The organism is Geomonas sp. Red276, from assembly GCF_054784495.1.
In genome coordinates this window covers 101,465-114,305 of the sequence record NZ_BLXW01000014.1, presented here as the reverse complement: position 1 = coordinate 114,305, position 12,841 = coordinate 101,465, and the positions used below count along the sequence as shown (strand labels likewise).

12 protein-coding genes and 1 pseudogene are annotated in these 12,841 nt (G+C 63.6%); 12 read left to right on the top strand and 1 reads right to left on the bottom strand.

Features of this window, described 5'->3' with window-relative positions; genetic code table 11:
- Positions 1–8: 8 nt before the first annotated feature.
- The gene (locus ACYVL5_RS11760; RefSeq protein WP_460595766.1) at positions 9–1,259 is read right to left on the bottom strand and encodes an ATP-binding protein; all 1,251 of its coding nucleotides are present in this window, start codon (positions 1,257–1,259) and stop codon (positions 9–11) included.
- Between the two features lie 610 nt (positions 1,260–1,869).
- On the opposite strand from ACYVL5_RS11760, the gene ACYVL5_RS11755 reads away from it, so the two are divergent.
- The 12 genes and pseudogenes from ACYVL5_RS11755 (at position 1,870) to ACYVL5_RS11700 (ending at position 12,839) form a co-directional block, all read left to right on the top strand.
- Complete coding sequence (locus tag ACYVL5_RS11755) at positions 1,870–1,986, top strand: Flp family type IVb pilin (RefSeq protein WP_460595765.1); 117 nt, start codon at positions 1,870–1,872, stop codon at positions 1,984–1,986.
- 308 nt (positions 1,987–2,294) lie between these two features.
- Complete coding sequence (locus tag ACYVL5_RS11750; RefSeq protein WP_460595764.1) at positions 2,295–2,471, top strand: hypothetical protein; 177 nt, start codon at positions 2,295–2,297, stop codon at positions 2,469–2,471.
- A 15-nt stretch (positions 2,472–2,486) separates the two neighbouring features.
- Positions 2,487–3,173 (top strand): annotated as a pseudogene (gene cpaB / locus ACYVL5_RS11745) (Flp pilus assembly protein CpaB); the annotation flags it as partial.
- Positions 3,174–3,206: 33 nt separating this feature from the next.
- On the top strand, positions 3,207–4,571 hold the full coding sequence (locus ACYVL5_RS11740; protein ID WP_460595763.1) for a type II and III secretion system protein family protein: 1,365 nt from the start codon (positions 3,207–3,209) through the stop codon (positions 4,569–4,571).
- Between the two features lie 118 nt (positions 4,572–4,689).
- Positions 4,690–5,814, top strand: coding sequence for an AAA family ATPase (locus ACYVL5_RS11735; protein WP_460595762.1), 1,125 nt, complete (start codon positions 4,690–4,692; stop codon positions 5,812–5,814).
- A 75-nt stretch (positions 5,815–5,889) separates the two neighbouring features.
- Complete coding sequence (locus ACYVL5_RS11730) at positions 5,890–7,203, top strand: CpaF family protein (RefSeq protein ID WP_460595761.1); 1,314 nt, start codon at positions 5,890–5,892, stop codon at positions 7,201–7,203.
- Between the two features lie 9 nt (positions 7,204–7,212).
- Positions 7,213–8,175 carry a type II secretion system F family protein gene (locus ACYVL5_RS11725; protein WP_460595760.1) on the top strand — a complete coding sequence of 321 codons (963 nt, stop codon included), beginning with the start codon at positions 7,213–7,215 and terminating at the stop codon, positions 8,173–8,175.
- A gap of 10 nt (positions 8,176–8,185) precedes the next feature.
- Positions 8,186–9,088 carry a type II secretion system F family protein gene (locus tag ACYVL5_RS11720; RefSeq protein WP_460595759.1) on the top strand — a complete coding sequence of 301 codons (903 nt, stop codon included), beginning with the start codon at positions 8,186–8,188 and terminating at the stop codon, positions 9,086–9,088.
- Positions 9,089–9,332: 244 nt separating this feature from the next.
- Positions 9,333–10,181 (top strand): hypothetical protein, encoded by an 849-nt coding sequence (locus tag ACYVL5_RS11715; RefSeq protein ID WP_460595758.1) that lies wholly within the window; start codon positions 9,333–9,335, stop codon positions 10,179–10,181.
- Between the two features lie 50 nt (positions 10,182–10,231).
- Positions 10,232–10,849 (top strand): outer membrane beta-barrel protein, encoded by a 618-nt coding sequence (locus ACYVL5_RS11710; RefSeq protein WP_460595757.1) that lies wholly within the window; start codon positions 10,232–10,234, stop codon positions 10,847–10,849.
- A complete protein-coding gene (locus ACYVL5_RS11705; RefSeq protein WP_460595756.1) occupies positions 10,850–11,191 on the top strand; it encodes a DUF192 domain-containing protein in 342 nt (113 codons plus the stop codon).
- Positions 11,192–11,267: 76 nt separating this feature from the next.
- Positions 11,268–12,839, top strand: coding sequence for a hypothetical protein (locus ACYVL5_RS11700; RefSeq protein WP_460595755.1), 1,572 nt, complete (start codon positions 11,268–11,270; stop codon positions 12,837–12,839).
- Positions 12,840–12,841: the final 2 nt, after the last annotated feature.

Below are 12,841 nucleotides of genomic sequence, written 5' to 3'. Positions count from 1 at the left end.
TTTCGACTCTAGGCGAAGTAATCCCGACAGGCCTCGGTGACACTTTCCAGGGTAAGCTGCGGCGGCCGGTCGTAAAACGAGGAGTCGGTCAGGATCAGGTTGATCAGGTCGCGGGGGTGGCAGGCACTCCGCTCCACCTTCTGGCTGCCGTACCAGTGATCGTTCAGGTAGCGGTAAACATCCTCCCTGAACTCGATCCCGTGCTCCTCGCAGGCCGCCTTGAAGATCGTCAGGTACTCGTCCTCGGTGGGACGATCGATCCTGATCTTGTAGTGAAGCCTCCTCAGGAAGGCCTCGTGAACGAGGTCCTTCGGCTCCAGGTCCGTCGAGATGATCACCAACACGTCGAACGGAATGAGCACCTTCATGCCGGTCTGCAGGGTGATGTGGTCGACCTGACGCTCCAGGGGGACCAGCCAACGGTTGAGGATGCTGAGGGGGTCGATCTGCTGGCGTCCGAAGTCGTCCAGGATGAAGACGCCGTTGTTGGCCTTCATCTGCAGCGATCCCTCGTAGTACTTGGAGACCGGGTCGAAGCTCAGTTCCAGCATCCTCAGGGTCAGCTCCCCGCCGACGTTGATGACCGGCCTCTTGATGAGAACCCACCGGCTGTCCGTTGTTCCCCCCTCCCCCCCCGGCGCCACCACCTCGTGGCAGGCGGGGTCAAAGACGCTTATCACCTGCCCCCCCACCTGGACGGCGTACGGAATGTAGACCTCCTCGGGGAGCGCCCGCCCGATGGCTTCGGCGATCGAGGTCTTCCCGTTGCCCGACGGGCCGTAAATGAAGACCGCCTGCCCCGAGATGATGGCGGGCCCCAGGCGCCTCAGCACGCTGTCGTTGAGGACGAGGTGTGACAGCGCGCTCTTCAGGGTGTCCTCCCCACCAAGGGCTCCCTTCACGGTCTGCGCCTGCACCACGCGGCGGTACTCCTTGATCGATACCGGCGCCGGACCGGTGTAACGGCAGAGATCGAGCAGATCCTGCCCCTTCCTGCGCCCCGCCTCGGTCAGCCGGAAGAGGTAGGAGGTCTTCGTGTAGGTTGCCGCCCCCCGGATCTCCAGCAGCTTCTCCTTGTGGAGATCCTCCAGCATCAGTTCGACCAGAGATACCGGCAATTTCACCCGCTCGGCAACGTCGGTCATCTTGAACTCGCCGAGAAAGAAGAGGTGCTTCAGTACCAGTTCCTCGGCGAAGGAACGCTCGAGCCCTGCCTCTTCAAGGGTGGTCGGTACCTGAGGGGGAGAAAACGTCCGCATAGCCCTTCCTCCTTTCGATGACGAGGTCTGTCCGCTAGGAGAGGGAAAAAACCTTGTTATTCCGTCTCGTTTCGATGAGTGGGCCGAAAACATTGGCACATTTTAATTCAAAATTATACTTATTTATCGGCGATTTGAACGCGGAGGCGAAAAAAATTTCCGCTTGCAGATTTGCGGGACCGCCGTACTATTTGCATTAATCTTTTCTAATTCCACAAACTCTCACGGACACCGCCTTCACTTGCAGCAGTATCGTGGCCATCCGACAGCCCGGTCCCCACTGTTGTGCCGAGCCGGGAGGCAGGAGACATCGGTTGCCCGCCTGCTGTCATGACGGGAAACGTCCTTGGGTGAGCGAAGGAGCCCGATCCAGTCCGGAAGGAATTGCCAAGAAAAAATCCGCGACCTGGGGCCAGGCTATGTCGCGGAGGTCACTCAACGACCGGGAGCGGGGACTGGACGAGACATGACCAATGAGGGTCTTCGGTAACTGTTGTCACGAGTGGTGTCACCACCACTTTCATCAATCAAAAAAAGGAGAAAGGATATGCTAGCTCACCTGAGAAATGCGTATGAGAAGGCATTACGGAACGAGAAAGGACAAGGCTTGGTGGAATACGCGCTGATACTGGTGCTGATCGCGGTAGTGGTGATCGCCGCCGTCAGGGGCATCGGTAGCCAGGCCGCCAGCACCTTCAGCACCATCAACAATAACCTGCACAATTGACGGACTGTCATCGCCTCTGCAGGAGGAGACCAGTTCCCCCTGCAGAGGCCGATCAGGCTGTCCAAGCTGAAAGGACACCTTCACCTCTGCTGGCGGCTGCAACTCCCTCATAGGACCGGCGGGAGCCGGAGTTCTCTCCTGCGGCCGAGCCGGATCCCTCGACAACGAATACGTGGTACCAGCGGACCACTCACCTGGAGAATCCTTCCGGGGCATCCCGGATTGCCCCATCCCGCCGCACCGGTTGCCATCCGCCATCCAACCGTCGCGGCGGACCAGCGGTGGAAAGCCGGCAAAAGGAGTGACCGATGACGCGCCAGAACTCCGCCGTGATAATCGTCTCCGCCTCCGCGGTCGTCTTCGCGGGGGCCGCAGCCTGGCTCACCTACAACTACCTCCAGCAAGAGGTGAGTAGCGTGAAGGCGGTGCAGCCCCAGAAGATCGTGGTGGCGAAGAGCGACATCCCGATTGGACCCCCCCTCTAAGGGGCACAACTCAAGGTAACCTCCTGGCCCAAGGACAGCATTCCGCCGGGGAGCGCCCAGACCCCTGAGACCTTGGTGGGGCGGGTAGCCATCCGCCCGATCGCCGGGGGGGACGCGGTCACCGAGCAGAAGCTAAAGCCCAAGGCCGGCGCACAAGGGAGCGGCTTCATGACCTACGTGGTACCTCCCGGACACCGGGCGGTGACGGTGGCGGTCAACGAGGTCGCGGGGGTGGCGGGTTTCCTCACCCCCAACGACCGGGTAGACATCGTGGTGACCACCTCCCTTCCCAACAACGACAAGGAAAGCGTCAGCAAGATCATCCTCGAGAACGTACCGATCCTGGCGACCGGGCAGATCACCGACCAGAGGGAAGGGAAACCTGCGGTGGTACCCACGGTTACCCTGGACCTGGTCCCGGCAGACGCTGAAAAACTGGTGCTCTCCGCGAGCAAGGGATCGCTGCAACTGCTGCTGAGAAATATCGCCGACAGCGGAGCGGTGGATTCCAAGGGGGCGACCATCGCCAAGGTGCTGGGAGGGGCGGAGCGCCCCCTGGTCGCGCCTCCCCCTGCCACAGCGGCCAAGGCGGCCGCAAAACAGCCGGCGAAGCAGGTGAGCATAGTGAAGACCTCCTCCCCCGGCTACACGCTCGAGGTGGTCAAGGGGACCGAAAAGATGTCATGGCACTACACGGAATGAGCCAACCAAGACCTTCATGAATCGAGGTAGACCATGAATCTCATCCGCTGCAGATCGTTGCTGGTACTGGTTATCGCCGCCTGTCTCCTGGCCGGCCTCGCCCCCCTCCCCGCCGAGGCCGGCGTCGTCATCACGGTGAAGCAGGGCAAAACCGCCATCCTGCGCCCGGCCGACAAGAAGGCGAAGTACAAGTACGTGACCATCAGCGATCCTGAAGTCATCGACGTTCCCAAGTCCTTCCAGCCCAACTACCTGCAGATAAACGGCAAGAAGATCGGCTCCACCAACCTCCTGGTCTGGGAGGACACCGGCAGCGAGCCGGTCTTTTACACCGTCAACGTGGTGGGGGACGACGAGGCGATCCAGTCGCGGCTCGACGAGCTAGCCCCTGACGACGACATCGTCGCCCAATACGCGAAGGACACCCTGGTCCTTTCCGGCACGGTCGCCAACGAGCTGACCTCCAAAAGGGCCGAGGACATGGCGAAGATCTACAGCGGCAAGGTCATCAACCAGATCGCCGTCGATAACCCGCCCCAAGTGCTCCTCCAGGTGAAGGTGGCCCAGGTTGACAAGACCTCCCTGAAGAAACTCGGGCTAAGCGTGCTGGTCAAGGGGAACCATGGCGAAGGGTTCCTTAACCTCGCCGGGGCCCCCGTCAGCGCCACCACCACCATTTCCCGCACGACCTCAACGGAGACCTCGGCCCCCGGCATCAACGCCAACGGCCCGTCCGGGCTCGGGGGGTTTGATCCGCTGAGCGCCTTCCAGGTTGGCGTCTCCTACTTCCCCGGCGGGGTGGGGGCGGTGCTGCAGGCGCTGTCGACCAAGGGGCTCGCCAAGATCCTGGCCGAGCCGAACCTCATGGTGAAGAGCGGGCAGGAGGGGGACTTCCTGGCCGGGAGCAAGATCCCTTACAACGTGCTGGTCAGTACCGGCGGGGCCGCCACCTCTTCCATCGTCTTCGAGACGGTGGGGGTCAAGCTGAGGTTCAAGCCCGAGGTACTGGAAAACGGCGCCATCAACCTGAAGATCGACCCGGCCGAGGTGAGCAGCATCTCCGGGACCCTGTCGGTGAACGGCTACCCCATCATCGACACCCGAGACGTCAGGACCAGCGTCCAGCTCAAGGATGGCGAGAGCCTGGTGCTGGCAGGGCTGCTCCAGGAGGAGCAGATAAAGACCATGTCCAAGATCCCGGTCCTGGGGGACATCCCCATCCTCGGTGCCCTGTTCCGCTCCACCGACAGCGAGCGCCGGGAGAAAGAGCTCGTGTTCTTCATCACCCCCAAGCTGGTCGATCCCAACCCGCCAGACGCGGAGCCGGAACTCCCCACCGACCGGGAGCCGGACCCCGAAGACGTCAAGGAACTGAACTGGATGCCGACCGGGAGCTGATCCCGGCCCTAGCCGTCGACCACCTCTGCCGCGAGGGGGAAACGGAGGCGCAACGAGGGGCCAGGCACGAGCCAGCCCCTTCGAGCGGGAGAGTGCCGATTAAGGAGGCTTGGCTGCCATGGCTTCGCAATTCTCCATCGTGATCATCGACAAGGACGAGCAGTCGAGGGAGTCCATCGCCAGCACCCTGAGGCCCTACTCTGAAACAGTGACCCTCGCCGGTTCGGTGGACAACTTCGCCGACGGGGCGCTCACCATCCAGAAGGCCTCGCCCAACGTGGTGATCCTGGGGGTCGACAGCATCGAGCAGGGGATCAAGGACGTCCAGTTCATCACCCTCAAGTACCCGCGGGTCTCAGTGATTGCCTGCTCGTCGGAGAAGAACGTCGAGTGGTTCCTCTCCATCATGCGGGCCGGGGCGGTGGAGTACCTGCTGCGGCCGATCGGGCAGGAGGAGCTGAAGCAGTCCCTGCAGAAGGTCGGCCGATTCCTCCTCCCCCCCCCCGGAGAGGAGATGGCGGCGGGCGAGATCATCGCGGTCTACAACCCGATCGGCGGCATGGGAACCACCACGGTCGCGGTCAACCTGGCGGCGGCCCTGGCCGAGGAGGGGACCAAGGTTGCGCTGGTGGACCTGAACCTGGAAGCGGGCGACGTCAACACCTTCCTCAACGTGAACCCGACCTACACGCTGAGCTCGGTCACCACCAACGTTCAGCGGCTGGACGCGAACTTCCTGATGAGCGTGATGACCCGCCACGTCTCCGGCCCCTTCGTGCTTACCGAACCGGTCGAGGTGGACGAGGCGACCTCCATCACCCCGGACCAGGTACAGCGGGTACTGGAGCTTTTGCGCGGCATCTTCGGGTACGTGGTGGTCGACTGCGTCGGGCAGTTGGCCGGCTGCAACCTGGCGATCTTCTCGAGCGCCCACCGGATCCTCTTCACCACCACCTTGAGCCTGCCGGCCCTCAAGAACACCAAGCGCTACCTCTGCGCCATGGAGCGCAAAGGGTTCGGCGCCGACCTCGTGAAACTGGTCATCAACCGCTACCAGCCGAAGTCCGACATCCAGTTGAAGGACGCCGAAAAGGTGCTCGGGAGAAACGTCTACCAGTCGATCCCCAACGAATACCTGGACGTGGTCAACTCGATCAACAAGGGGATCCCGGTGGTCAAGCTGGCCCCCCGCTCGCCGGTCAGCAAGGCGATCCAGGGGCTCGCCAACCGGATCAAGGAGTAGCCGGTGGCGGAGACTCCCCCTCATCGCCGGAGGCCTAGGGGCGGAAGGAAGAGAAAAGCGGCAAAGGAGAAAGCGATGCTGACCAACGATCCCTTCAAGATACCGAGTGTGCAGGCGACCAGCGCGGAGGCCGAGTACTTCCAGGACATGAAGATCCGGATCCATCGCCGCCTGATCGACCGCATCGACCTGAGCAAGATGGACCTCATGGGGGGGAGCGAAGTCCTCAAGGATATCGGGAGCATCATCGAGAACCTAATCATCGGGGAGGGGATCCCGCTCAACCAGATGGAGAGGGACCGGCTCATCGTGGAGATCCAGCACGAGACCTTTGGCCTTGGCCCCCTGGAACCGCTGCTGGCCGATTACCAGATCTCCGACATCCTGGTCAACAACTGCTCCAAGGTCTACATCGAGAAGGGTGGGAAGCTGCAAAAGACCGACGTCTGCTTCCGGGACAACAGTCACCTCATGCAGATCATCGAGCGGATCGTTTCCAAGGTGGGGCGCCGAATCGACGAGTCATCGCCCTACGTGGACGCCCGGCTCCCCGACGGCTCCCGTGTCAACGTGATCATCCCTCCGCTGGCCCTGGACGGGCCGGTCCTCTCCATCCGCCGCTTCGGCCGCGATCCTCTCGGCATGCCCGACCTGATCAAGGTGGGGGCGCTCGACCAGCGGATGGCCGAGCTTTTGGAGGGGGCGGTCAAGACCAGGCTGAACATCCTGGTATCGGGGGGAACCGGGACCGGCAAGACCACCCTCCTGAATGCCCTCTCGGGCTCAATCCCGCACAGCGAGCGGGTGGTCACCATCGAAGACTCGGCCGAACTCCACCTGAAGCAGGAGCACGTGGTGCGCCTGGAGACCCGCCCCCCCAATATCGAGGGGAGGGGGGAGGTGACCCAGCGCGACCTCCTCAAAAACGCCCTGAGGATGCGCCCCGACCGGATCGTCATCGGCGAGGTGCGCGGCGGCGAGGCGCTCGACCTGCTCCAGGCCATGAACACCGGCCACGATGGCTCGCTCTCCACCGTGCATGCCAATACCACCCGCGACGCGCTCTCGAGGCTGGAGACCATGGTGCTCATGGCCGGCCTCGACCTCCCGGAGAAGGCCATCAAGGAGCAGATCGCCTCGGCCCTCAACCTGGTGGTGCAGCTCGTGCGGTTCTCCGACGGGACCAGAAAGATCGTCAAGATCTCCGAGATCACCGGCATGGAGGGGAACACCATCGTCATGCACGACGTCATGATCTTCGACCAGAAAGGGATCGACAAGGACGGCAAGGTGATCGGGGAGTTCAAGGCCACCGGCGTCCGTCCCCACTTCGTGCAGCGCTTCAAGGTATTCGGCTACCAGCTTCCCCCGGGTATCTTCGACAACTAGGAGGCGGCCGTGCTTCTCCACGTCGCGGTACTCATCTTCCTCACCGCTTTCTGCGCCTTCGTGGCCCTCTGGCTCGCCTGGAGGGAGCGTAGCGCATCCCCGCGGGCGGAACTCAAAAGACGCCTCCAGCAACTCTCCCGCGTCTCCCCCAAGGCGGTGCCGGAGGAGCTCAAGGCGGAGATCGCCAAGGAGGCCAAGCCGACCGACCTCTTCTTCGCCCGCTTCCCGCTCACCCGCAATCTCTCGGTAAAGCTCGACCGGGCCGGGCTCGCCGTCACCGTCTCGCTCTTCGTCGCCGGCATGTTCGCCGCGGCCCTGGTGGTGCTGCTGCTGGTAGTGCTGCTGGTGAAGTCGCTCCTTTTGGGGCTGGCTGCGTCGGTGGCGACCGTACTGGCGGGAGACCTCTTCCTGAAGATCAGGGCCCAGATACGCCTGGAGAAGTTCACTGAGCAGTTTCCCGACGCCTTGACCATGATCGCCCGCTCCCTGCGCGCCGGGCACTCCTTTACCACCGCCATCCAGCTGGTCGGTCAGGAGCTCGCCCCTCCGGTGGGGGATCTCTTCAAGCTCGCCTACGACCAGCAGCAGTTGGGGCTTAGGCTTACCGACGCCCTGGCGGAACTCAACGGCCGGCTCGACAGCCTCGACCTCAGGTTTTTCACCACCGTGGTCTCCATCAACACGGAAATAGGCGGCAACCTTTCCGACGTGCTGGACAAGCTCGCCCTCACCATCCGTGAGCGGCTGAGGATCAGGAGACAGGTGCGGGTCTTCACTGCCCAGGGAAGGATGTCGGGGTACGTGCTGGGCGGGCTCCCGATCGCCTCCTTCGTCACCATCAGTTTCGTCTATCCCGAGTACGAAAAGGCCCTCTTCACGGAGCCTATGGGGATCTACATCGTGGTCTTCGCGACGGTGCTGCAGCTGTTCGGCCTGATGGTCATCAGAAGAATCATCCGGATCCAGATCTAGGGGAAAGGCCATGGTGTATTTCATCACGTTGCTCGTTTTCTCGGCGGTGGTCCTCCTCTTTTGGGTGTCCTCCTACCAGTTGCTTTTGAGAAGGAGCATGCTGCTCGAGCGGCTCAAGGGGCTTGTCCCGGAGAAGCGGCCAACGCCCAAGCTGAAGGAGTCCGGCACCTGGGCCTACAAGTTGAGCAGGATCGGGGAAAAGGTGAAGCTTCCCGAGAAGGATCACTCCAAGTACGCAGCCCTGCTGGTGGCGGCCGGCTACCGGAAGGAATCGGTGGCTCTCCTTTTGGGGAGCAAGATCCTCCTGGCGTGCGTGCTCCCCGCGGGGTACCTGGCCTATGCCATCCCCCGGGGGACCTGCTTCACCACCCAATCCATCCTGACTACCGCCGGGGGGCTCGCCGTCGGGTACCTGGTCCCGACCTACTGGCTCTACCTGAAGAAGAACAAGCGCCAGGTCGAGATCTTCCACACCCTGCCGGACATCCTGGACCTGGTCACCGTCTGCGTGGAGGCGGGGCTCAGCATGGACGCCGCGCTGATGCGGGCGACCGAGACCCCGCAGTTCGACAACAACGCCCTGGCCCGCGAGATTCGGCTCGCCACCATGGAGACCCGGGCGGGGAAACCACGCATCGAGGCGCTGCGTCACATGGCAGAGCGAACCCAGGTGGAGGACGTCCGGTCCTTCGCCTCCACCCTGACCCAGACCGAGCGCTTCGGGACCAGCCTGAGCCAAGCCCTGCGCACCCATGCCGACAGCCTGAGAACCAAGCGGCGGCAGATCGCCGAGGAGGCCGCCGCCAAGACGACCATCAAGATGATCTTCCCGCTCATCCTCTTCATCTTCCCGGCCCTTTTGGTGGTCATCCTCGGGCCGGCGATAATCCAGGTCCAGAAGATCTTCAGGTAACCCCGCAAGGGGCGGTCGACACCCAACACAAGGAGGTGATCCCATGAATTACGACCTCAACACTTTCATCCTGCTGATCATTTCGGTGCAGCTGGCACTGAGCTACGTGCGAGAGGGGAAGAGCAAGTAACTTGCCGCCCTTGCCGGCATCGGTGGATGCCGGCAAGGGATTAACCCGGCCTGAAACCACCGCAACTCCGGTCGGCCTCAAGATCAAGCAGCCATGATGGCAGGGAGATTCGACATGGCCTCGTACAAACCAGTCATAGCAGCAGTGATCGTTCTCGGTTTCCTCGCATTGACGGGATGCGGGTCCAGCGGGGGGACCAGCAGGGATCCCCTCGCCTCCGGCCAGCAAGGCAACGACACCGGTACCACCCCCTCGAACCAGACCCAAAATAACGGCAGCGTCATCATGTTCACCAGCGCGGCGGGAACCATGCCGGGAAGCCAGACCAACCTCCTCACGGCGGTCACCAAGGAGATAGATCCCGGTGCGGCCCCGGCGGTCACCTTCTTGCAGCTGATCCCCTTCAAGCTCACCGACGCCGGCGGCAACCCGCGCCCGGGGGTCCCGGTCCGGGCCAGCGTCTATAGCCTCACCACGCTCAATCCCGACGACGTCGCCATCGGGTTCCTGATGCCCCCGGTCACCGAAGCGACCCAGCAGACGGTGACCACCGACTCCGCCGGGCAGGGAATCTTCAGCGCCGCCATTACCCTGGCCTCCCCAACCGCAGGTAGCTCCAATACCGTCGCGGTGGTCTTCAAGGCCGAAAGCGGCGACACCCCCGCCACCATCGCCTACGTGGGGAACACCTACTCGGTAACGGCGAAACTCCCGACCCCGGCGATCACCCCGACCTCGGCGGCCTTCGGCAGCGCGACCGAGCTGCGGTTCACCATCAGCGGGGGGAGCAAGCCCTACACCGTCTCCTCCAGCAATACCCAGAGGGTCACCGCCACCATGCTTGCCGACGGGACGACCGTATCGGTGCAGCTGGCCGACCCCGGTGACTGGACCGGCTCGGTAACCATTTCGGTAACGGATGCCTCGGGAAAAACCGCATCCGCGACAGTGACCAGGCAGTAGTGCGACCCGCCGTTTCCATCCCTTCGGGACTGCGACCGCAGGAGGCCATCATGCGAAAATTCACCATCATCGTCTTACTCGGCCTGGCAGCGATGGCTTCCAGCGCGGCGGCCGCCTCGCTCGACGGCAGGCTCGGGGTCACCGCCAAGGCGGGGGCGCTGGTTCCGGTGCAAGACGACTTCATCAGCTCGACCTCCATGGCGAGGACCGGCATCGCCGCCGGGGGGGGCCTCATCTTCGGGATCGGCCGCGGGGTAGCCGCCGAGGTCGACGTCACCCGGGCGCCCGGGCTCGATGTGGAGATCGGCGGGAACAAGGCCTACGAGGCGGCGCTCACCGACGTGGCCATCGGCCTGCAGTACCGGCTGCTTCCGGACCGGCGCCTGGTCCCCTTCCTGGGCCTGGGAGCCGACTTCATCAAGGGGAACCTCAAGCAGGCGGTGACCGGCACCAACTACGACCTCGACTGGACCGAGGGTGGCCATGTGAACGCCGGGATCGACGTCTTTATCACCGACAGCATCGCCTTCACCGCAGAGGGGAGGTTCCTGTTCGCCTTCGACGGGGACGTGAAAAGCGCGGGGGTGAAGAGCGGCAGTTACGACCCGACGAGCTTCATCGCCACTGTCGGTATCCGCCTGATCCTGCCCGAGGCTGCGTTCCGCTAGATGAGGGCCGTCAACGGCACTTCCGGCGCGGTACTGGCGGCCGATCTGCGCGTCGCCGACACCCTCCTCGCCAGGACCCGCGGGCTCCTCGGCAGGAGCCACCTCCCCCGCGGCGAGGGGCTGCTCATCTCACCCTGCAAGGGGGTGCACACCTTCTTCATGAGATTTCCCATCGACGTCATCTTCCTGGACAAGGACGACCGCGTCATCCGGATCGGAGAACATCTCCAACCGTACCGGGTGACCGGCCTGCATCTTGGCTGCCGCCGGGTGATCGAGCTTCCCGCCGGCACCGTATCGGCCTCCGATACCGCGGTCGGCCAGGTGATCCTGATCGGTTGACGCCTCCGCCATCCCGTTTGCCTTTGGACATGCAGGCTCATACTTGCCGGCCCCGGCCGATGCCATGCGGTGTGATATGGAAACCAAGCGCTCCCTGCCAGTGACCCTGCTCCCCCCCATCGGCGAACTCTTCTTCGCGGTAGCGCTCCCCATCGTCTTCTTCGCCGGGAAGGGGCGGCTTCTGGGCGACTGCGACACCGGCTACCACATCCGGGCCGGCGAGTATATCCTGCGGACCCGCTCGGTCCCCCGTTTCGACATTTTCTCCCTGCACACCCCTCCCCTCCCCTGGACCGCCCACGAGTGGCTCTCGGAGGTGGTAATGGCCCTTCTTCACGGGGCCGGGGGGCTCACCGCGGTGGACGCCTTCTTCGCCACCGTCCTCTCCGCCTGTCCGGCCCTTCTGTACCTGGTGCTGAAAAGCTACGGCACGCAAACCGCGGCGGCGGGTATTTTCACCCTCTGCGCCCTGAGCTCCTTCCAGGTCCACTGGCTTTCCCGCCCCCACGTCTTCTCCTTTGTCTTCATGCTCCTCTTCCACTACCTGCTGGAGACGTGGCGGCACGGAAAGTTCGACCGTCTCTATCTGCTCCCTCCGCTCATGCTTCTCTGGGTCAACCTGCACGGCGGCTACCTCGGCGGGTTCATCCTGATCGCCGCCTACCTCGCCGGATGCGCCGCCAGCACCGCCACCGGAGCGGCCGGCCGGCGCGAGCAGGGGTGGCGCAACTGCCGCCGGCTGGCCGCCATCGGGCTTTCCTGTCTCGGCGCCTCCCTCGTCAACCCTGCCGGCTACCGGATACTCCTCTTCCCTTTCAAGCTGGTGGGCGACACCTTCATCATGGACCACGTCTCCGAATTCTTATCGCCGAACTTCCACTTCATGACCTCCTTCCGGATCTTCCTCCTCCTGGTGCTGGCGCTTTTGGCCCTGTCCCGGAAGAGGCTCCCGGCCACCGACCTTTTGCTGCTGGCCGCCTTCACCAACATGTCGCTGTACTCGGCCCGCTACATCTCGCTGTTCGCCCTGGTGGTCCCGCCGGTCCTCTCCCGCAATTTACGGGGCATCAAGCTTCCCCCCTCGCCGGTGACGTGCTTTCTTGCCGAGCGGTCCCGCAAGCTCGCCGCCCTGGATGCAGGGGGGCTCCGAGGGGTCTGGGGGGCGGCCGCCCTGGTCGCGGTCATCGTCGCCGTCGTCTCCGGCAAGGTGGAGCACCGCTTCGATCCGAAGGTGAAAGCGGTGGAGACGGCGGAGTTCCTGATGCGGGAGAACATCCCGGGGAACATGTTCAACAACGACGAGATCGGCGATTACCTCATCTACCGCACCTTCCCGCGCTACCGGGTCTTCTTCGACGGGAGAAGCGACATGTACGGATCCGCCCTGATGAAGGAGTACTACCGGGTGACCAGGTTCCAGCCGGGGTGGGAGGAGGTCCTGGCCAAGCACCGGATCGGGTGGGTGGTCTTCGATACCGATTCCGAGCTCACGCGTTTCCTCGCCCTGCGCCGGGAGTGGGCGCTCGTCCATTCCGACCCGGTCGCCTCGGTCTTCGTGAGGAGGATCCCGCTCTACCAGGGGCTGATCGACCGGCACCCCGGCGTATCCCTCTGGCGTGACCCGGCCCCCCCGCGAAATCCCGCCTGACC